Source organism: Photorhabdus sp. CRCIA-P01 (genome assembly GCF_003545805.1).
Taxonomy (GTDB): Bacteria; Pseudomonadota; Gammaproteobacteria; order Enterobacterales; family Enterobacteriaceae; genus Photorhabdus; species Photorhabdus antumapuensis.
On the sequence record NZ_NMQR01000020.1, the window covers coordinates 1 to 20,216 of the forward strand.

Consider the following 20,216-nt stretch of genomic DNA (forward strand, 5'->3'; position numbering starts at 1 on the left):
ATAATACACCAGCAAATAATAGAAAATAAACTCAATGCAACTTTAAAATTGATTTTTTTATTAAAAAATAGAAAAAATAAAGAAAAAACACATGAGATTGAAAATAGATAAATGAAAAAATTAAAATTTGCAAACATGTTTTCTTATGCCTTTTTTATTCTAAAATTGCTGATACTCATATTTTACTTTAACTTCACTGCTACCATTGACGATAGAATCAGAATGATAAAATAAGGTAAACATTAGAAAAAGATATAATAAAAAAGCTTTTATAAAATATTTCATTTAGTAAAATGCTCCACGATAGCTTTATCAGTTAATAACCAACCATATTCCCCCATATGCATAATATCAGTTAATACTCCTGGCTGATATTGTTCTTCAATAAGATTTAAATATCCCATGCCATGAAATTTTATTTTCTCTGATATAATATTTTCAACGGGATTAAAATCATTTGTATCGGTGTATACATAAGGATTTAATGGCTGCATAATAAACAGAGCATCTACATTATATTTCGTCAATAAACTCAATATATTGTCAAGGGCGTTCATTTCTTTGCTGTAATTGATTCCATTAGGGAATGCTTTTTTACTTTTTTTATCCTTTACATATTTTTCATAATATTTTTTATTTACCCATTGCGTCTCCTTACTCATATTTCTAAGTTCAATATTTTTAGCATCGTTAGCTAGATTTAGCCATTGAACTCCGGTATTGACAATTTTAAATTGTTTTTTCGTTAAAGGATCTTCATGAAGGACATAAATATTATCAGATTTAATTTCATGATTGTTGGTTATTATATTTTTGATGTTTATTCTTGCATCTGCTATATAATTTAAAATATTTGCAACTGATGACACTATTGTATTGTCTTTATGAATTAATTTTAATTGGGTAGCGTTTAAATTTTCAAAGTTATTTTTGTTTTCATGGAGATAGTTGGAAAATATATTTTTTGCATTTTTATCATTTGCGAGTTTATTTGCGATATATGATGGAAAGTGAGAATTGTATGCTTGTGGTAACAGATCTGTTTTTTCAAACCATCCTGGAGATAGAATAATGACTATTCTACTATCTTTATTTAAATATTCTTGATAAGCTGATAAATAACCATAAATTGCTAATAATTCAAAATGAGCTTTGCCAATACCTATGGTAGGAATATTTAAATTTTTTGTTAAAAAATTATATGGAATGAATTTATGTGCTCTGTTTGTTAATTCAGAAGATCCAAATAAAATGACATGATTATTTTTAAATCCATATTCAAGTGATTTTTCTTTTGAGAAATCAATAGTATTGTGTTGATCTGTAATCGTAGGTATATAGTTATTCGATTTATTATCGTCTTTGATATATTTGTATTCTAATATTTTCGAATTGAAATTATTAATAAATACTATGATGGATGAAAAAATAATTACTGCGAATAATAACGCTGTAATATTAATAGATATTTTTTTTAACATCATTTCAAGTTGTTCAAATAATTGATAATTGACTTAGGGGTTTCGAGAATAGATTCTGCATCAGTGGCTGATATGTAGCAATCGAACTCCTCTTGTAATTCCAGGATAAGATCTACTGTAGTAATTGAATCTATTAAATTTTTCTTCAAAAGTTCATCATCTAATTCAACATTTTTTCTGGCAATTTTGTTGACTATTGATAATACTTTCTGTTCAATTTCCATATATTGTCCTTTTATGCCAAGATTGTATTTATATAATTTATTGATATTTATAATAGATACTGCTTTATGGCTAGAAAAAAGTAATAGCTACCGCACAAGCTAAAGCGTATTTGCTTGCTAATATAACTGTTATTCCTTTAGCTCATTTGATTGATTTTACATATGTTATTAAACAGTATGGAATATCAATGCCTCAGTTTTAATCGTGATGAATACTAATTGATAGTCTTTTTTTTATCAAGATAATATGATTGCTTTATGCACAATTTTCTAATAAATGAGAAAATAATATTTTTTAAAAAATCTCCTATGGTTTACCATCCCTCAATATAATTAAATGTGTGAGTGAAAGTACTAACCCAATCACACTGAAGTCTAAAACATAAAGAGCCTCACTATCATGAAAATCTATTTAACCTTGCAGTAGCCGTCATTTTTATTCTAGAAATAGGCTATTTCTGTTCATTTTAGAAGAAGATATTTATTGAGTCTTTAAAATGGGGACTGGTATAGATATTCCTACACAATTACTCATTGATAAGTCAAATGATGGATTGACCGTAATATCCCCCTCAGCCTTTTGACGGAGAGGGATATCAGGACCTGAAAAACTATATTGACTCAAATAAACGCTGATGAAGCGTTTGAACAATTTGTTCCGCATCTTTGCCTTGAACAAGTAAACACAAGTTATGGTTACTGGCGCCATGACTGATCATGCGGAGATTAAATCTTTCCAGCACACTAAAAACCTTTTTTCCTAATCCGTTGGTTTGAGAAAGTTGATTACCAATAATTGCCACCAGCGCTAGATCTTCTTCCACTTCAACCCGACACAGTGTCGAAAGCTCAGTCATCAGTGCATTGGTCAGCAGACAGCCATTTGTGCTAGTGGAGCCAGTGGTATCGAGTGTTAATGCCACATTGACTTCAGAGGTGGATATTAAATCCACTGAGATATTATGACGTGACAGAATGGTAAATATTTCAGCCAAAAATCCCTGTGCGTGCAGCATTTTCAGGCTGTGTAGTGTCAGTAATGTCTGTTTCTGGCGCAGGGTAATAGCGCGGAACTGTGGTGGGGCTGCTGTCGTATCGCAAACTAGCGTACCGCCGGCCTGTGGGTCTTTACTAGAGCCGACAAATACTGGAATGCCACAGCGAATAGCAGGAAACAGGGTTGCCGGATGTAGGATTTTGGCGCCAAATGTTGCCATCTCCGCCGCTTCATCAAAGGCAATCTTGTCAATTCGTTGGGCAGTTGGAACGACTCGTGGGTCAGTGGTATAAATGCCCGGAACATCTGTCCAGATATCAACGCGTTTCAGGCCAAGGGCTTCTCCTAAAAGTGCCGCGGTATAATCGCTGCCACCGCGCCCCAGTGTAGTGGTACGGCCGTTCTCTTCACGACCAATAAAGCCTTGGGTGACAACCAGGCTATTTTTCAGATGTGGTAAGAGATGTTCCGTTGCCAATGATTGCAGTTGTTCATGGTTTGGTTCCGCACGGCCAAAACTATTGTCGGTATACATCACTTTGCGTATATCAAACCATTCGGCATCTTTACCACGCTGGCGAAGCAGTTCGGTAAATAATCGTGTGGACATCAGTTCACCGTGGCTGACTAATTCATCTGTCAGAGCCGCAGAGGTTGCCAGAGATGCGGCTTTAGCAAGGGTTTTAATATTTTCCAGTAGACGATTAATCTCTTGACGAATCGTCTCGGATTCATACAAACGATCAATAATTGCGTATTGAATGGAGTGGATCTGTTTCAAGTAGTCAGCCCGCTTATCTGCATGGCAGCCTTCCGATAATGCAACTAATAAGTTGGTTATACCGGCAGAAGCAGACAGTACAACCACACGTACTGCTTTATTTGCCAGTACGATATCTGCACTGCTATTCATGGCATCGAAATTTGCCACGCTGGTACCACCAAATTTTGCGACTACATGCCCGCCAATTTCTGGGCATTGGGATGAAACAGCACTCATTGCGATAACCTTCTGTTAACTGGATAGTCTTTTTAGAAATATCGGGTTAACCGGTTTGAGTCAACGGAGTGAAGAGCTACATCAATATCTTTCATGACACTATGAGAATCATAAAATAAATTGAGGATAGTAGAGAGAAGTGATTGTCTTTTATACGCACAGGCAAATAGAACTAGAAAAACTTAATCGTTTTGACCAATATCAGTGATTAAAGGAAAGGAGACTCCAATCACAGAATTACAGGTTACAATCTCTCTTTACTTCCAATTAATTACAGTCAATTAATAGAGTGCATAGCCATGAAAAATATTAATCCTAGTCAAACCTCAGCCTGGAAAGCATTAGAACAGCATTTTGCACGGATAAAGGATATTCACCTACGTGAATTGTTTGAACAGGACCAAAATCGTTTTGCTAAGTTCTCAATGACGTTCGATGACCAGATACTGGTAGATTTTTCAAAAAATCGCATCACAACCGAGACATTAGAAAAGCTACAGGCACTTGCTAAAGAGACGGATGTTGCCGGGGCTATTCGCAGTATGTTTTCTGGCGAAAAAATTAACCGTACCGAAGATCGCGCTGTATTGCATATTGCTCTACGTAATCGCAGCAACGCCCCGATTATGGTTGATGGGGAAGATGTTATGCAGCAGGTCAACGCGGTGTTGGCAAAAATGAAAGATTTCAGTGAGCGCGTGATTAATGGTGAGTGGAAAGGTTATACCGGTAAGGTGATTACTGATGTTGTGAATATCGGTATCGGTGGTTCAGATCTTGGCCCTTATATGGTGACGGAAGCGCTGAAACCTTATAAGAATCACTTGAATATGCATTTTGTTTCTAATGTTGATGGCACCCATATTGCGGAGACCCTGAAAGCACTTAACCCGGAAACGACGCTGTTTCTGATTGCTTCCAAGACATTCACTACCCAGGAAACGATGACCAATGCTCACTCTGCCCGTGACTGGTTCCTAAAAAGTGCCGGTGATGAAGGGCATATTGCGAAGCATTTTGCGGCGCTTTCCACCAATGGACAGGAAGTTAAGCAATTTGGTATTGATACCAAAAATATGTTTGAGTTTTGGGATTGGGTTGGTGGCCGTTATTCGTTGTGGTCAGCGATTGGTTTGTCTATTGCACTCTCTGTTGGGTTTGAAAATTTTGAACAATTGCTTAGTGGGGCACATGCAATGGATCAGCATTTTGTCAATACCCCATTTGAGCAGAATATTCCGGTATTGCTGGCGTTAATTGGTATTTGGTACAACAATTTCTTTGGCACGGAAACTGAAGCGATTCTGCCATATGATCAGTACATGCATCGCTTTGCTGCCTATTTTCAGCAAGGCAATATGGAATCCAATGGTAAATATATCGATCGCAATGGTCACCCAGTGGATTACCAAACCGGCCCAATCATCTGGGGCGAGCCTGGAACGAATGGTCAACATGCGTTCTATCAGCTTATTCATCAGGGAACTAAATTGATCCCCTGCGATTTTATTGCGCCAGCCATCAGCTATAACCCATTGAGTGACCATCACAGCAAATTGTTATCCAACTTTTTTGCTCAGACGGAAGCATTAGCCTTTGGTAAATCTCGTGAGCAGGTGGATGCTGAATTTGTCGCTAGTGGTAAAACTGCGGTTGAAGTTGAACATGTTGCACCCTTTAAAGTGTTTGAAGGAAATCGCCCGACTAATTCCATTCTGTTACGTGAAATTACCCCATTTAGCTTGGGGGCGTTGATTGCCATGTATGAACATAAAATATTTGTGCAAGGGGCGATTCTCAACATCTTTACTTTTGACCAGTGGGGAGTTGAATTGGGTAAGCAATTGGCTAACCGTATTTTGCCAGAACTTAAGGATGATAATAGGGTTGTCAGCCACGATAGCTCGACAAATGGGTTGATTAACCGTTTTAAAGCATGGCGTTAGTCACTTATTCTGAATCAGAAACTTAATTGATATGAGCGAATTATGTTCATCATAATTCGCTTATTTTTGGTCAACAATATTTATATACCTAATAGACTTCGAGTTGCAGCGCGGCGGCAAGTGAACGAATCCCCAGGAGCATAGATAACGATGTGACTGGGGTGAGTGAAAGCAGCCAACAAAGCAGCAGCTTGAAAGATGAAGGGTATAGAATTTGTTATAACTTTTTATTCTGTATACCTGCAACGTGGTATTCTCTGCGGTGATCAATTGTACTGTCGGATAAAAGAAATTTGTCCTAATGGAAAAGCGTATGTCAACTGACTCAATATTAACAACGGTGCCTATTCAGTGGCTTTCGGCGGATTCGCCCGTTTTGCCTGATGAGGTTTTAGACTGGTTGATGGAATTGGGCTCAATGACCCGCCGTTTTGAGCAATATTGTAACCGTGTGCGTATCATACCGTTCAGAGAATGTTTTATTACCGCGGAGCAACTTTCTGATGAAAGTGAGTGTTTGCTAACTAGCCAAAGATATTGGCTGCGTGAGATCGTACTGTGCGGTGATAATATCCCCTGGCTATTGGGGCGGACGTTAATCCCCGAAACAACATTAACCGGCCCTGATGAAAGTTTGGTTGATTTAGGAACAGTCCCACTGGGACGATATCTTTTTAGTGGTAATAAATTGACGCGGGACTATATTCATGTGGGGCAACAGTGGAACCGTTGGGCAAGGCGATCATTGCTGAGGTTATCCGGCAAGCCGTTATTATTAACCGAAGTCTTTTTACCTGAATCACCAGTATACAAAAGGTAAAATTTAAAAGGGGGAAACAGAAGTGGCGGGAAGTATGGCGCAAAGTAAATGGCTGGCCTATTGCCGTTTATTGCGTATTAATAAACCTATAGGTGCATTGTTGTTGTTGTGGCCGACTTTCTGGGCTTTGTGGATGGCCGGTAAAGGTATCCCGGATATGCACATATTATTGGTTTTTACTGCTGGTGTGTTTCTGATGCGTGCAGCGGGGTGTGCGATTAATGATTTTGCTGACAGAAAATTTGATGGTTATGTTGAACGCACAAAAGCACGTCCCCTGCCTAGCGGTGCTATTAGTGAGAAAGAGAGCAAGATCCTGTTTGTCCTACTGGCGCTGATTTCTTTCGGTCTGGTTCTAACCCTGAATAAAATGGCGATCGGGTTGTCAGTCGTTGGGTTGGCTCTGGCTTGGTTTTACCCCTTTGTTAAACGGTTTAGTCATCTTCCTCAGTTTGTACTAGGGGCAGCTTACGGTTGGGCGATTCCTATGGGATTTGCTGCGGTTAGTGAGTCCTTACCACTAGAGTGTTGGTTATTATTCCTGGTTAATATCTTCTGGTCGGTTATTTATGATACACAGTATGCCATGGTCGATCGAAACGATGATTTAAAAATTGGCGTTAAATCCACCGCTATCCTGTTTGGTCGTTTTGATAAATTGATTATAGGGCTATTACAACTCGCTATGTTACTGGTGCTGGTGCTGGTGGGTTATCTGATGAATCTGGGTGGTATCTACTATTGGTCACTGTTGCTTGCGGGCACACTATTTATTTATCAGCAGAAACTGATTGCCGACCGGGAAAGAACACTTTGTTTCCAGGCATTCCTTAATAATAATTACGTTGGTCTGGTGCTATTCCTTGGCATCTTCTTTAGCTATGTCTGAAACATCTGGTGATAATGATAAATAACCATTATCACCAGTATTCAGAAGATTATCCTTCCTTGGCACTCTCTTCGGTATCGTTATGCTCTGGTGGCAAACTGACACTCTCGATAGTAAGACGAATCTCAGGTGACATTAGTTCACTTAATACCTGATACAGCTCTTGGGTATTTGCTGTAATCGCATTACCACTGTCACTGATATAACCTTCTTCGCGCAGCGTATTTACCGACGTAGTAAACACCGCCTTATCAAAGAATTCAGGTGCGTTGATGCCATGCAATACAGATAAACGTTGCGCTAACATCCGACTCTCTTTTTCCAGCACTCCCCGGCTGACTACTGGGTTGGCGTTCAGTAAAGAGAGTGTGATGGCATAACGTTGCAGTGTTTCACGGATACCGGCTGCCAGCAATTGCAGGGGGCGGATACGTGCTGGATTAAGCACCAGCATGCCATGCTCCTTGTTACAGATAAGGCACTGGCGGGTCAGCTCGTTGAGCAGCGTATTAACCACTTCTGGCAGCTCTGCTTTGCTATAACGCATAAACAGCTCGGCTTTAAGTAGTGGATAAATGATCGCGACCTGGCTTAACAACGCTTCGCGGCTGATACGGCGATGATGAATAACGATGCAGGCAATCAGTGATGGCAGTACTAATAGATGTTGAATATTGTTGCGGTAGTAGGTCATCAAAACTGCACGATCACGTGGCAGAATGATAATGTCGCCCATACTGTCTTTGTCTACCTCGAACTTATCCATTTGCAGAGCGTGTTCTAGCAACTCCTCCGCGGCTTTCTTTGGTACAGTGACATCGGCAGCGTAGGGCGCATTGTGCATGAGCTGTAGATAACAATCCAGTTGCTCAAGCAGTTGCTCACGAGTGAGTGCTCGCTGACGTGATGAAAGCAGGGCAGTTGAACACAAGTTAATGGCGTTAGCCGCCGCCGTGTTGTTGATGTTTACCATAATTTTCCCGGACAGTTGACTGACTGTCGGATTGAACCATTCGGGGCGATGGAATTCTATTGGATCAATAGAATCGCGCCAGCTAGGAACATGATTATTAAGGTATTGGATCAACGGGATGGGTTCGCCAAAGTTCACATAGCCTTGCCCCAGATTACGAAGTTTGCGCAAACCGCGTATCATCTGGAAAAAGCCCTCTTTCTCTTTGGTTGCACCACGTAGCTCTTTGGCATAGGTGGCAACTTCCATCACATGCTCGTAGCCGATATAAATCGGAATAATAGTAATTGGGCGTGATTCGCCTCTCAACAGCGCCTGTAACGTCATGGACAGCGTACCCGTTTTGGGATCGAGTAGACGACCTGTCCTGGAGCGCCCGCCTTCCATAAAGTATTCAACAGAATAACCTCGGGCAAACAACTCACCTAGATATTCCCGGAATATCGTGGCGTAGAGTTTATTACCCTTGAACGTGCGGCGGATGAAAAATGCACCAAGGCGGCGGAATATTGGCCCTGCTGGCCAAAAATTCAGGTTGATGCCAGCGGCGATATGGGGCGGTACTAAACCCTGATGATAGAGCACGTAGGAGAGCAGCAAATAATCCATGTGGCTACGGTGGCAGGGCGCATAAACCAGTTCGTGACCATCCTGTGCCAGACGGCGGATGCGTTCAGCATTGTGAACATTGATCCCTTGATACAGGCGGTTCCAGGTCCAACCTAGTACGCGGCCTGACAGCCGTACCGTTTCATAAGAGAAATTCGCAGCAATCTCTTCCATCATGTTAATGGCATTCTGTCGGGCTTTCTCATGTGAGATTTTCTTGGTACGGGCCTCATCAGAGACTGCTTTTTCTATTGCTTTTGAAGCCAGCAATTTGTTAAACAGCTCTTGCCGAACCGGCAGGCGTGGGCCAACGGCTGCCAGGCGTTGACGTGAATAGTGCATTCGTGCCACACGAGCCAGCTTATGGGCAATAGTCTTGTCAGTGCCATGCTCAGTTGCCATATAGCGTAGAGATACTGTGTTCGAAAAGCGCACAAAACTATCTCGGCCTAGCCAGAGAATGGCAAAGAACTTTTGGATACCATTGAGTAGCTGCAAATGTGGGGTGCTCTGCCCTTCACGTCCGGGGGAACGGCCGAACATGACAGAAACTGGCAGCATTTGAATATCCAAATTTGGATTATTGCGATGCAGATCCAGATAAGCATGGAAAATTTTTACGGATTCCTGCTTTGGTGCACAATAGCGGAATACACGTGGGCCATTATCGATAAAGACATAGCTGGGAAGTTCAGTGTCACCGATCTCCAGTGAATTTAATGGGTCCGGCAGATCCTGCTCAAGACATTGCTGACGTAATGCCAGTAAGTCTGCTTTGGAGTGATACGGCAGCACGTACAGAATCGGGCGTGTCGTATCGAGCCGCAATTCAGTAATAGGATCTGTGGGGATAAGTTTGCTCTTTACCAGTATTTTTAGTGGTAAATTCAATAATTTGTAATATATTTTACGCCAACTTGACATAAATATCTTAAAGCCTCTTGTTAGCAACACGTTGCCAGCATATCAGAAACGGGTGTTGAGATCTGTTGTGTTAAGGCAATAATAAGAGTGGAAAGTGTCAAATAACCTCATATTTGGTGTGAATAATTTATGGCGAATCAATCCAAGGGCTTGGCCCGTATCATTAAAGCAATTGTATATTCGGTGAAGGGCATTAGGGCGACATGGCAAAATGAAGCGGCTTTCCGTCAGGAAATAATTTTAGCGATATTGGCTATGATGGTTGCATTTTATCTGGATATCGGCGCCATTGAGCGCATTTTACTGATTGGTTCAGTGATGCTGGTGTTGATTATGGAAATCCTGAACAGTGCTATTGAAGCAGTTGTTGACCGTATTGGCAGTGAGTTCCATGAATTGTCCGGTCGCGCGAAAGATATGGGATCGGCGGCTGTCTTTCTGACGATGATGTTGTCATTAATTGTCTGGGGGACCATCCTTTGGCGCTATTTTATGGCCTGATTTGGTTTAATAGTTAGGTATTATATTATAATTGGCTGATTTTCTACCCTGGTAGGTTCCCAATCGTTATTTAGCTGTATATACTCACATATTGACTGTATAAACAAACAGGGGACGAAATGAAAGCACTTACCGCCAGGCAGCAGCAAGTTTATGACTTGGTGCGTGACCATATTTCGCAAACAGGTATGCCACCAACGCGTGCTGAAATTGCAGCACGTCTTGGTTTTCGTTCACCTAACGCGGCTGAAGAGCATTTAAAAGCATTGGCTCGTAAAGGGGTGATAGAGATTGTTGCAGGGGCATCCAGGGGTATCCGTTTGCTGTTGGAAGAATCTGGTTTACCGTTAATTGGCCGTGTAGCCGCAGGTGAACCATTGTTGGCACAGGAGCATATTGAAAGTCATTATCAGGTTGATCCTGCATTGTTTAAGCCAAGTGCGGATTTCCTGTTGCGGGTCAGCGGAATGTCTATGAAAGATGTTGGGATTATGGATGGTGATCTGCTGGCTGTGCATAAAACACAAGATGTTCGTAATGGGCAGATTATTGTTGCCCGCATTGAAGATGAAGTGACGGTAAAACGTTTTAAACAGACTGGAAATAGAGTTGAATTGCTGGCGGAAAACCCCGAATTTAAGCCAATTGTGGTGGATTTGCGTGAACAGGGCCTGACAATTGAAGGATTGGCGGTTGGGGTGATTCGTAACGGCAACTGGTCCTGATAGTAAAATATCAAATTGTTGTTTTTGAGATTGTTAAAGAATTGCAATATTCCGGCAGAATCATGTTGTTGAATTTATCGTTGTGATTATCTTAAACGTGATTCTGCGGTTGTTTATTCCAGCCTGACTCTGTGCCAAAAGTAAGTATCTACTTACTATTTATTTCTTTTTACTTCCTTCAATTCTGTGGTCATGCTGGCATTGATCTCGTTTAGTACAGGATTCGATCTCTTCACAAGGTGAACATAAGCCATGCGCTTCGATGACGGTATGACGTAAACTGAACCCGGCTGTTTTTGCTAACTGTTGGATGGCGGATTCAACGGTTCCACCATCTCGCTCTGTAACAGAACCACAACGGTCACAAATAAACATTGCTGAGGTGTGGCTTGGTTGTTCAATATGGTGACATAGGACATAACTGTTGGTGGATTCTATTTTATGAATAAAACCCTGTTCCAACAGAAATTCCAGCGCCCGGTATACGGTAGGTGGTTTAGCCTGTGGTTCTGCTTCCCGTAGCAAATCCAGTAAATCATAAGCACTGATTGCCCCGGGTTGCTCTGAAATTAGCCGCAGAGCCTCAAGCCGCTGTGGAGTAAAGCGGACTCCACGAGCCTGGCAAATAACTTCGGCCTGTTCCAGTAATTTTTTTTGGTTAATCAATTTCATTGCGCCTCTTACAACCAGTACGATGATAATATTGTGATGTTATACCCTTCATCTTTCAAGCTGCTGTTTTGTTGGCTGCTTTCACTCACCCCAGTCACATCGTTATCTATGCTCCTGGGGATTCGTTCACTTGCCGCCGCACTGCAACTCGAAATCTATTAGGTATATCATGTTTCTTCAATAGAAAATATTATCCAGCAAAGTTCATTGCGATTGTCCCCTGATGGAGTTAATTTGGCTAAATTGGTACTCAGTAGCAAAAATAATGTTTCCTTGAAGTTTATGATAATACAGACAAGAATTATCGTATATGGCAGATAATTTTCGGAAAGGAAGCATTTGTGATGAAAGAGCTTTTACAAAATCAGCCTCATTATAGACAGTTCCCTGTTAAAGGCTATCAGGTAATGAAGCATATTATCTATGAAAAAAGAAAGTTACCTTTTCTAAGTGCATTATATGCGTTGATTAATATTTTATTTGTAATTGCGGTATGTATGGGTATTGTATTATCTGTAGCAATTGTTTTATTTATAATAGGTAATGTATTTGTCCCAGATACCGACTATTTACTTCTGGCACAAGTAGGCGGTGTAGCATTATTCGGAGTAATGTTACTCTCGGTTATTATTTATCGCATTGTTAAGCGTCCTGAATGGGAACAACGGCGTTATTATCAACAAGCAGGTTTATCTCTTTTACCAGAAGAGAAGCGTCAAGTATTGCGGTTAAATATTGTTAGTGACTATTGGCTAGGTTTTTGGAGTGAAACGCTAGAGCATTATCCTCTACAATCACGGGTTGCCCATGATAGCTATCGTTACTGTCTGCTTCCATTATCTCCGACCCAGGAACATCAATCCCAATTATACAGCGATTGGGGAATTATTGATGAAGAAGGGTATATGAAAATGCTAACGGGTTTGTGGGAGGGAGTACATTCAAAACATTTTGCTGTTGATGTCGCTCTTAGTGATGGAAAAATGTTTAAAGTACTTGCCAAATTAGTTGAAGTAACACCTGACTATATTCATAAATGTTCCAAACCTATTAATGGACGTCCACCTGAATTAGTGTGGGGATTTGATTTGTGGCTTGCAATCGTTTTAAGTCGTAACTGTTTTTGTGCCGGTTATATCAGTGAAGAAGTCGCATGGAAAAATATGCTGAAAACGGCTGATTATATTTATGAAATCTTCGGTGGTTTTGATGAGTTTTATACCAACTTTCGGCTAGGCAATGCTTACTGGAGTAATGATTTTGACCGGGCTAAAGGGCGGCTGGAGCAATTTAATTATTATAAGTCACATTGTGACTGGCCAATTGCTAGTTTGCCGTGGCCTGAACCAAAAGGCGTTATTATGGAAAGGCAGATGATGACGGGTTTTTCTGCATTAGTAGAAGATGTTTTACGCGGCAACATGGAAGAACAACAAAGTTATGAATTTGATATTACCGAGCTGTCAGCGTCTCGTATACTGCATTAATATTTACATGAAATGTTTCCCCTTGAAGAACATTTCAAGGGGAAGTAAGTAATTAATAATAGGAAATAATGGTGCAAAGTGAGAGAACGGATTTTTCATTATGGGAGCCATTATTTCTAAAGCTAACATAATTTACCCCGTTTCCTGAAATCACCTGCTGCAAATGAAACGGGGCCAATATTTGCTTTATTAGTTCATTGGTTAAATCAAACTAATAAATTTTCTCTCTATATCTTTAATGGCTGCGCATCCTGCCAGCTTCATGCTAAGTTTCAGCTCATCCTTAAGTAGGTTTAAAATGGAAGTTACGCCGGGTGCTCCACCCAATGCCAGCGCATACAAAATGGGTCTACCGATAGCGACAGCCTTGGCACCTAATGCGAGAGCTTTAAACACATGGGTACCGCGGCGGATGCCTCCGTCTAGATAGACTGGAATTTTAGATCCAACAGCTTCAACAATGCTTGGTAATGAAGCGATTGCTGCCGGGACAGTATCCAACTGTCGGCCACCGTGGTTAGAAACTTGAATCGCTGCGGCCCCGTGGTCAACACACTCTTTAGCATTTTCGGCAGATTGAATGCCTTTCACGATGATTGGAAGGCCCGATTCTTTGGCAAGAAACTCCAAATCATTGAAATCAAGATCCCGTTTAAATAGCGCTGTAATCTCTGATAATGCTGCCCCTACGGGAACGCCGGGGATATTAGGGAATGGCAGTGAGCGTGGGAAAACAAATTTATTACGTTTATCTGTTTCTCTGTTACCACTCCACTCTAAATCGACTGTAAAGACGATTGCGGTTGCCCCCATAGCTTTGGCTCGGCGTATCAGTTCACGGTTAATACCCATATCTTTGGTAAAATAAATTTGAAACCATTTGGGGCCGTTACTCACTTTGGCTATCTCTTCAAGAGATGAATTAGACAGAGTTTGTGCAGTAAACAGGGCACCGGCAGCGGCAGCGCCTCTCGCGGTTCCCAATTCAGCGGTCGTATGAGCTAGCCCATGTGCTGCCATTGGGGGAATGAAGATAGGCATATCCACTTTACTGCCGAACAATTCGGTTGTTGTGTCAGGCTCTTTTACTCCTGCGAGATAGCGGGGAATAATTTGGAAATCGTCAAAGGCTCTGGTGTTTTCACGTAGAGTCCATTCATCACCTGAACCGCCGCTGATATAGCCAAATTGGGGCGCAGGAATCAATTTACGTGCTTCTTCTTCCAAGTCATAAAGATTAATAATATCCAGGGATTTTTCTGCGCTATTTGTTTTGTAGGCTCCTGTCAGTTTTATGTTAGCAGTTGCAGCGTTGGCTGAGGATACAGCGGATAGCGTACCGGCAGCAGCAAGACTTAATCCTCCAACTATGACGTCTCTTCTTGATGGCATATAATTCTTCCTTACTTAGTAGGTTTAATAAGTATTGACAATAGAATCTGTCCACATATTAAGAATAGACCTATTCTGAATAATTCAAGCTAATAAATCCTCAAGAATGTTTTTATAAGCTGATCAATCCTATTGGAACTGGCGGTTTTTTGTTGTGAGAGCAGTATCACAAAACTCAGATTAAAGTATGGTGGCTTATCTTATTTGCTTACCTGAGTTTTTGGGGAATAGTTCAAATAGAGGGTCTTTCGGATGCTGAATGTAAATGAATAGCTTAGGTATACATTTGGTTTCAGGTATTGTTCTATTAACATCATCAACTATAATAAAATAATTAATTTCTCTAAGTTATAAAAATATTTCATCATTCCTTGTCAGAAAAAGACTATTATTGAAGTGCAATCTAAAAATTATATACGATGATCAGTTGGATATTTAAATTTTCATTAATTAAGAGTCTTATTTAATGAAAATATCAGTTTTTTCCTTAAGGAGAACTCATGAGTAATAAAAATGACTTTAAAGCTTTTTCTATTAGTCAGGATGCTAATGTTGTTTCTCAAGGAGAATATGAAGAAAGTCAGGAGTTGAATACGGGAATTCCCCCCAATATTATTTCCATTGGTTTATTAAATAAGGTCTTGCGTCAATCGTCAACGATATCATCGGTGGTGGCTAATTTTATCTCTACACAATGTAGTGATGATGTTTTGGATGATGGCGATATAGACAAGCTCGCCACCCAATTAAATATCGCTTTAGAGCAAAAAGCTTTAACAGAGATTCCAAGTGCTTCATTAACACAAAAAGGTGTTATTCAACTTACAGATGCACTTGGTGATAGTAATACGCTGGCAGTCACGCAAAAGCTTGTCCAGGAAATAATAATTTCGTTAAGTGAAAGTATTAATAGCAGAGTACCCAATATCCGGCAGGTGAATGGTAAGGCGTTGTCCGAGGATATTGATCTGGATGCCGTGGATATCGGGGTATACACAAAAGAAGAAGTAGACAATGAAGTTAATGCCAAAGGTAATCGGAATAGTGCCAGTAAAGCGATTAATGGTTGGTGGAGATGTGGAGATACAGGAGTTATCTATCAATGGGGGCGTACTAAGGTCATTGATGCTGGCCGTATAGAACGTATTCGATTGCCAATTAGTTTTTCCAATACGCAATACACCATCAATATTAATCCTATTCAAAGTAAATTAGGTCTTATGGGTGCGTCTGTTGGCTATGTAAATATCATTGATGATTCATCTTTCGATTTATTAAATTCTTGGGTAAATGCCAAATGGGATAGCCCATTCTTTTGGATAGCGATAGGATATTAATTATGTATTATTACAGTGCAAAAGCGAATGCATTCTACCCGGTAGAATTGAGAAAAAATTATATTGCTGCTGGTTCATTGCCGGATGACATTATAGAAGTCAGTAATGATATTTATCAGGAATATGCTGCTAATAATGGGCCAGAAGGAAAACACCGTGTAGCAAATAAAAACGGTTTGCCGGAATGGGCAGATATTCCTCCGCCAACGAAAGATGAATTACGGCAATATGCTGAATATCAGAAGCAACAATTAATGGCTGAGGCAACAAATCAAATTGCACCACTGCAAGATGCTGTTGATTTAGGTATTGCGACTGAGGCAGAGAAAATAGCTTTATTGGCATGGAAAGAATACAGGGTAATACTGAATCGGATAGATGTTTCACAGGTAATGGATATTGATTGGCCGGAAAAACCAGAGGGATAGATAGACGCAATTTTTTTAATTCACCCCCCAATTGACCTGTTTGATTGGGGGGGATATTTGGTTTCAAATTTAATTCTTAATTATCTGCTGTAAGCTAATTTTATTTTTGTTATCTTTTATTTTTATCGTGATTATTTCTAAGTTTACGGCAGGTAAAAAATAGCCCAGAAGATTAGGCTATTGTGAAAGTTGTATTAAGAAAAAACGACTTTAAGGCTACCGGGTGTCCGGCGCGGTTTCCCGATCACAATCTGAACGTCACGTCCTAGTCGATTTAATTATACTAAAGTAGTAAACTTACTCCCCGCGTTCCCCAAAATATTCCTGATAGCAACCTGTACGGTTATACATTAAATCACCTGCAATACTTCTTTATGTCAATTGTCAACAATACCTGATAGTGCCATCAGCGTGAGGGCGTTTCACTATGTTATAATAGGCCATTACTCACCTCTAGGATGCCAGTACACCATTGAGTATGGTGTACCGATAAACCGAAAATAGCCTAAAATATATTGAAATGCACCAAAATAAAGAAATTGAAAAAACTTTTAAATTCAGTGGGAAAGATCAAGAAATGGTTAAATATAGCCTTAACCGTTTCTCCGTTGCCCCGATGTTGGACTGGACAGATCGTCACTGCCGTTATTTCCATCGTTTATTAAGTCAGCAAACGCTGTTATATACCGAAATGGTGACAACCGGCGCGATTATTCATGGTAAAGGCGATTATCTGGCGTACAGCGAAGAAGAACATCCGATAGCATTACAATTGGGTGGTAGTGATCCGCAGGCGTTGGCGCATTGTGCGAAGATTGCGCAGGAACGTGGTTATGATGAAATTAACTTAAACGTCGGTTGTCCTTCTGATCGGGTACAAAATGGTCGTTTTGGCGCTTGCCTGATGGGGGAAGCTGAACTGGTCGCTGATTGCGTCAAAGCCATGCAGGATGTGGTTAATGTGCCGGTGACAGTTAAAACCCGTATTGGTATTGATGAACAAGACAGTTACCAATTCCTGTGTGATTTTATTGATACTGTTGTGCAACGTAGTGACTGCAATATATTTACCATTCATGCCCGTAAAGCGTGGCTTTCTGGTTTGAGTCCAAAAGAGAACCGTGAGATCCCACCGCTGGATTACCCACGAGTTTATCAATTGAAAAAAGATTTCCCTCAATTGATGATTGCTATTAATGGGGGTGTTAAATCGTTGGAAGAAGCGAAACAGCATCTACAACATGTAGATGGAATTATGATGGGGCGTGAAGCTTATCAGAATCCATCTATTCTGGCACAGGTTGATCATGAATTATTTGATGCTTCAATTCCGGTAGTTGATACTATTGCAGTGGTAAGAGCACTTTATCCTTATATAGAGCAAGAACTATCAAAAGGAACATATCTGGGTCATATTACCCGCCATATTTTAGGTATTTTTCAAGGAATTCCGGGGGCGCGTCAGTGGCGTCGTCATCTTAGTGAGAATGCACACAAATCGGGCGCGGATATTTCTGTTGTGGAACAGGCGTTAGCTATGGTGACTGAGCGGATGTAATATCCGCTCGTTTTACTGCTATAAGAATTCTATCCGTGCCACCTACAGCTCCTGGCCCAATGTCACCTAAGATACCAATTATTTTTTTCATTGTATCATTATGGAAAGTAAAATGGTTGAGACCTGAAGTTTAAAAATATTCTTTAGATCTCATACCGGGCCTTACATATGTGATTAAATATTAAATAACTGGCTTGAGGTATTTAAGATAATGATGATCTTAAATAGCCATCGAAAAAATTTTAAGCTAAGAAACGTAATGTATTGATGTAAATTCAAAAAAAGCATTAGCTATTTATGGAGCAAGTAAAGCAAATGCCAGACCATTGGTATATTTTCATCAAGACGAAATCCCACATACGGCTAATGAATCCACCTTCTTCAATCGTTTCCATTACAATAAGTGGTCTTTCCTCAATGGTTTTACTGCCAATCTTAAATGTTATGGTGCCGACTACCTGGTCTTTCTTTATTGGGGCAGTAATCTGAGGGGTATTAAGAATATAGCTGGTTTTTAATTTTTTAAGTTGGTCACGAGGTATGGTAATAGAACCTTGTTTACCCACATTGAGTTTGACTTCTTTTTTATTTCCAAACCATATCCGTTGAGTAATAAAAGTATCTTCAGATTTAATAGGTGTCACTGTTTCAAAGAAGCGAAATCCCCATGTCAGAAGTTTTTCTGATTCCTGGAAACGAACAGAATCCGTCTTGGCTCCCAGAATAATAGAAATTAAGCGCATATCACCCAAGGTTGCTGATGCAACTAAGTTATAACCGGCCTCAGAGGTAGTTCCGGTTTTCATGCCATCTATATTGAGGTTGCTGTTCCATAACAGTCGGTTACGATTGTATTGACGAATCTTATTAAATGTGAATTCTTTCTCTTTATGAATTGCATATTCATCCGGGACATCATGAATGAGGGAGCGAGCTAACAATGCCATGTCTCGTGCTGTACTAAATTGCCCAGGAGCATCTAAACCATGCACTGTTTTAAACGTTGTATTGTTAAGCCCCATTTTTTGTCCATAGCCGTTCATAAGACTTATGAATGCGTCCTGACTGCCAGCTATATAATCAGCTAGTGCAACACAGGCATCATTACCGGATTGAATAACAATCCCTTTGTTAAGGTCTTTCACTGAAACCCTGTCCCCAGGTTTAAGAAACATGACAGAAGACCCGCGTAGAACAGGATTGCCTGTAGCCCAAGCATTTTTATCAATGGTTACAGTATCGGTCAGATGAATTGTACCTAACTTAAGTGCTTGTCCTACAACATAACTGGTCATGAGTTTAGTTAGGCTCGCCGGATCTATCTTTTCATCCGCATTACCTTCCGCCAGAACTTTTCCACTGTTGTAGTCCATTAAGATCCAAGCTTGTGAGTCCACTTGTGGAGTTGCTAGAGCTTCTTCAGCTTGAATGAATGGAGCATTGAGAAACAGTAAAAATGTAGCCGCAAACTGGACTTTCCATGTAAAAAAGGTGATATCTTTCATAAAAAAACCAAATGTCTATTATAAAATTATTAAGCCAATCTATTTTATTTGAACTTTAGAAAACGTTTAGTCCTGAAACTCTGTAAATTCAAACACGGCACGTCTATTCCATTTCTTGGTTTATTCCTTATAGCCAAAAACTACCGGATATGAATCTACCCATGAATTCTATTTACCTAAGTGGATTTATTTTATTGAACTGCTATTTAGATTAAAGTATATGATGTTATCGTTATAAAGTGCCAATAACTTATTTTCGAGATCATTACTGTATTTGCCCTGTATCGGATAATTTAAGTATATTTCCCCCCGTGAATATATACGTTTTAATAAAAACTAATGTATTATACCTAAAATAACAGGGAAAACATTTTTATCTGGCCCTTTGTGACATTCAACCGCTTTCTTTTGATTGTAAATAAAATAATGTTTTTCATTTTCAGAATTTACAATCATCATATCTCCATTCATAAACTGATATACAAGTTTCTTTCCGTTCTTATTAAATAGTTTAGTGGGAGATGGTGATACAATAAAATCATCATCCCACTTCAAAGTCGTTATCCTATAATTTGTATGCATGACAGTCATTTCACTACGGCCTTGACAGTTTAAAGTATACTGCTTCATAGCGTTAACTGGACATGATCTGAAAATAAGTAAAATAACGATATATTTCATAATGTTTTTGTCCATATGACTTGTTTTTCAAGAAAATATAGGGATTTTGATATCGTGTGATGCTTTT

Annotated in this window: 17 protein-coding genes; 9 read left to right on the plus strand and 8 right to left on the minus strand. The window is 40.0% G+C overall.

The window, feature by feature from the left end; translation table 11 throughout:
- Positions 1-281 precede the first annotated feature (281 nt).
- From D3222_RS13130 to lysC, 3 genes are all read right to left on the minus strand, one after another.
- Complete coding sequence (locus D3222_RS13130; RefSeq protein ID WP_118986577.1) at positions 282-1,484, minus strand: D-alanyl-lipoteichoic acid biosynthesis protein DltD; 1,203 nt, start codon at positions 1,482-1,484, stop codon at positions 282-284.
- Positions 1,481-1,705, minus strand: coding sequence for a phosphopantetheine-binding protein (locus tag D3222_RS13135; protein WP_118986578.1), 225 nt, complete (start codon positions 1,703-1,705; stop codon positions 1,481-1,483). The genes D3222_RS13130 and D3222_RS13135 overlap by 4 nt, the downstream gene beginning before the upstream one ends.
- Before the next feature lie 611 nt (positions 1,706-2,316).
- Positions 2,317-3,702 carry a lysine-sensitive aspartokinase 3 gene (lysC, locus tag D3222_RS13140; RefSeq protein WP_118986579.1) on the minus strand — a complete coding sequence of 462 codons (1,386 nt, stop codon included), beginning with the start codon at positions 3,700-3,702 and terminating at the stop codon, positions 2,317-2,319.
- A gap of 299 nt (positions 3,703-4,001) precedes the next feature.
- On the opposite strand from lysC, the gene pgi reads away from it, so the two are divergent.
- The 3 genes from pgi (at position 4,002) to ubiA (ending at position 7,357) form a co-directional block, all read left to right on the plus strand.
- Positions 4,002-5,648 carry a glucose-6-phosphate isomerase gene (gene pgi, locus D3222_RS13145; RefSeq protein ID WP_118986580.1) on the plus strand — a complete coding sequence of 549 codons (1,647 nt, stop codon included), beginning with the start codon at positions 4,002-4,004 and terminating at the stop codon, positions 5,646-5,648.
- A gap of 313 nt (positions 5,649-5,961) precedes the next feature.
- Positions 5,962-6,468, plus strand: coding sequence for a chorismate lyase (ubiC, locus tag D3222_RS13150; protein ID WP_118986581.1), 507 nt, complete (start codon positions 5,962-5,964; stop codon positions 6,466-6,468).
- A 34-nt stretch (positions 6,469-6,502) separates the two neighbouring features.
- Entirely contained in the window at positions 6,503-7,357 is an 855-nt protein-coding gene (gene ubiA, locus D3222_RS13155) for a 4-hydroxybenzoate octaprenyltransferase (protein WP_198672811.1), read from the plus strand.
- Positions 7,358-7,406: 49 nt separating this feature from the next.
- Here the strand turns inward: ubiA and plsB are convergent, their stop codons facing one another.
- Positions 7,407-9,863, minus strand: a complete 2,457-nt coding sequence (plsB, locus tag D3222_RS13160; protein ID WP_118986583.1) for a glycerol-3-phosphate 1-O-acyltransferase PlsB — start codon at positions 9,861-9,863, stop codon at positions 7,407-7,409.
- A gap of 129 nt (positions 9,864-9,992) precedes the next feature.
- On the opposite strand from plsB, the gene D3222_RS13165 reads away from it, so the two are divergent.
- A complete protein-coding gene (locus D3222_RS13165; RefSeq protein ID WP_113026562.1) occupies positions 9,993-10,364 on the plus strand; it encodes a diacylglycerol kinase in 372 nt (123 codons plus the stop codon).
- A gap of 119 nt (positions 10,365-10,483) precedes the next feature.
- Positions 10,484-11,089 (plus strand): transcriptional repressor LexA, encoded by a 606-nt coding sequence (gene lexA / locus D3222_RS13170; protein ID WP_118986584.1) that lies wholly within the window; start codon positions 10,484-10,486, stop codon positions 11,087-11,089.
- A gap of 159 nt (positions 11,090-11,248) precedes the next feature.
- Here the strand turns inward: lexA and zur are convergent, their stop codons facing one another.
- The gene (zur, locus tag D3222_RS13175) at positions 11,249-11,761 is read right to left on the minus strand and encodes a zinc uptake transcriptional repressor Zur (RefSeq protein WP_118986585.1); all 513 of its coding nucleotides are present in this window, start codon (positions 11,759-11,761) and stop codon (positions 11,249-11,251) included.
- Between the two features lie 344 nt (positions 11,762-12,105).
- Between zur and D3222_RS13185 the strand changes: the two genes are divergently transcribed.
- Positions 12,106-13,248: a DUF1266 domain-containing protein gene (locus tag D3222_RS13185; protein ID WP_118986587.1), complete on the plus strand. Its 1,143-nt coding sequence runs from the start codon at positions 12,106-12,108 to the stop codon at positions 13,246-13,248.
- Between the two features lie 201 nt (positions 13,249-13,449).
- Here D3222_RS13185 and D3222_RS13190 read toward each other — a convergent pair whose 3' ends face one another.
- Positions 13,450-14,640 carry a lactate oxidase gene (locus tag D3222_RS13190; protein WP_232832513.1) on the minus strand — a complete coding sequence of 397 codons (1,191 nt, stop codon included), beginning with the start codon at positions 14,638-14,640 and terminating at the stop codon, positions 13,450-13,452.
- A 500-nt stretch (positions 14,641-15,140) separates the two neighbouring features.
- On the opposite strand from D3222_RS13190, the gene D3222_RS13195 reads away from it, so the two are divergent.
- The 3 genes from D3222_RS13195 to dusA all read left to right on the plus strand — a co-directional run bounded on the left by D3222_RS13195 (position 15,141) and on the right by dusA (position 17,963).
- Complete coding sequence (locus D3222_RS13195; RefSeq protein ID WP_118986588.1) at positions 15,141-15,977, plus strand: gp53-like domain-containing protein; 837 nt, start codon at positions 15,141-15,143, stop codon at positions 15,975-15,977.
- 2 nt (positions 15,978-15,979) lie between these two features.
- Entirely contained in the window at positions 15,980-16,405 is a 426-nt protein-coding gene (locus D3222_RS13200) for a tail fiber assembly protein (protein WP_118986589.1), read from the plus strand.
- A gap of 577 nt (positions 16,406-16,982) precedes the next feature.
- A complete protein-coding gene (dusA, locus tag D3222_RS13210; RefSeq protein WP_232832514.1) occupies positions 16,983-17,963 on the plus strand; it encodes a tRNA dihydrouridine(20/20a) synthase DusA in 981 nt (326 codons plus the stop codon).
- Between the two features lie 287 nt (positions 17,964-18,250).
- Here the strand turns inward: dusA and D3222_RS13215 are convergent, their stop codons facing one another.
- Both D3222_RS13215 and D3222_RS13220 read right to left on the minus strand, forming a co-directional pair.
- On the minus strand, positions 18,251-19,468 hold the full coding sequence (locus D3222_RS13215) for a serine hydrolase (RefSeq protein WP_118986591.1): 1,218 nt from the start codon (positions 19,466-19,468) through the stop codon (positions 18,251-18,253).
- A gap of 336 nt (positions 19,469-19,804) precedes the next feature.
- A complete protein-coding gene (locus tag D3222_RS13220; RefSeq protein ID WP_118986592.1) occupies positions 19,805-20,149 on the minus strand; it encodes a hypothetical protein in 345 nt (114 codons plus the stop codon).
- Positions 20,150-20,216 lie beyond the last annotated feature (67 nt).

Excerpts from the sequence above, each read along its gene's own strand:
- dusA (WP_232832514.1), top strand. The coding sequence starts at position 16,983 with ATGGTTAAATATAGCCTTAACCGTTTCTCCGTTGCCCCGATGTTGGAC.
- D3222_RS13190 (WP_232832513.1), bottom strand. The coding sequence starts at position 14,640 with ATGCCATCAAGAAGAGACGTCATAGTTGGAGGATTAAGTCTTGCTGCT.
- D3222_RS13165 (WP_113026562.1), top strand. The coding sequence starts at position 9,993 with ATGGCGAATCAATCCAAGGGCTTGGCCCGTATCATTAAAGCAATTGTA.
- zur (WP_118986585.1), bottom strand. The coding sequence starts at position 11,761 with ATGAAATTGATTAACCAAAAAAAATTACTGGAACAGGCCGAAGTTATT.
- D3222_RS13135 (WP_118986578.1), bottom strand. The coding sequence starts at position 1,705 with ATGGAAATTGAACAGAAAGTATTATCAATAGTCAACAAAATTGCCAGA.
- plsB (WP_118986583.1), bottom strand. The coding sequence starts at position 9,863 with ATGTCAAGTTGGCGTAAAATATATTACAAATTATTGAATTTACCACTA.
- D3222_RS13200 (WP_118986589.1), top strand. The coding sequence starts at position 15,980 with ATGTATTATTACAGTGCAAAAGCGAATGCATTCTACCCGGTAGAATTG.
- ubiA (WP_198672811.1), top strand. The coding sequence starts at position 6,503 with ATGGCGCAAAGTAAATGGCTGGCCTATTGCCGTTTATTGCGTATTAAT.
- D3222_RS13185 (WP_118986587.1), top strand. The coding sequence starts at position 12,106 with ATGAAAGAGCTTTTACAAAATCAGCCTCATTATAGACAGTTCCCTGTT.
- lysC (WP_118986579.1), bottom strand. The coding sequence starts at position 3,702 with ATGAGTGCTGTTTCATCCCAATGCCCAGAAATTGGCGGGCATGTAGTC.
- ubiC (WP_118986581.1), top strand. The coding sequence starts at position 5,962 with ATGTCAACTGACTCAATATTAACAACGGTGCCTATTCAGTGGCTTTCG.
- pgi (WP_118986580.1), top strand. The coding sequence starts at position 4,002 with ATGAAAAATATTAATCCTAGTCAAACCTCAGCCTGGAAAGCATTAGAA.
- D3222_RS13220 (WP_118986592.1), bottom strand. The coding sequence starts at position 20,149 with ATGAAATATATCGTTATTTTACTTATTTTCAGATCATGTCCAGTTAAC.
- D3222_RS13215 (WP_118986591.1), bottom strand. The coding sequence starts at position 19,468 with ATGAAAGATATCACCTTTTTTACATGGAAAGTCCAGTTTGCGGCTACA.
- D3222_RS13130 (WP_118986577.1), bottom strand. The coding sequence starts at position 1,484 with ATGATGTTAAAAAAAATATCTATTAATATTACAGCGTTATTATTCGCA.
- D3222_RS13195 (WP_118986588.1), top strand. The coding sequence starts at position 15,141 with ATGAGTAATAAAAATGACTTTAAAGCTTTTTCTATTAGTCAGGATGCT.
- lexA (WP_118986584.1), top strand. The coding sequence starts at position 10,484 with ATGAAAGCACTTACCGCCAGGCAGCAGCAAGTTTATGACTTGGTGCGT.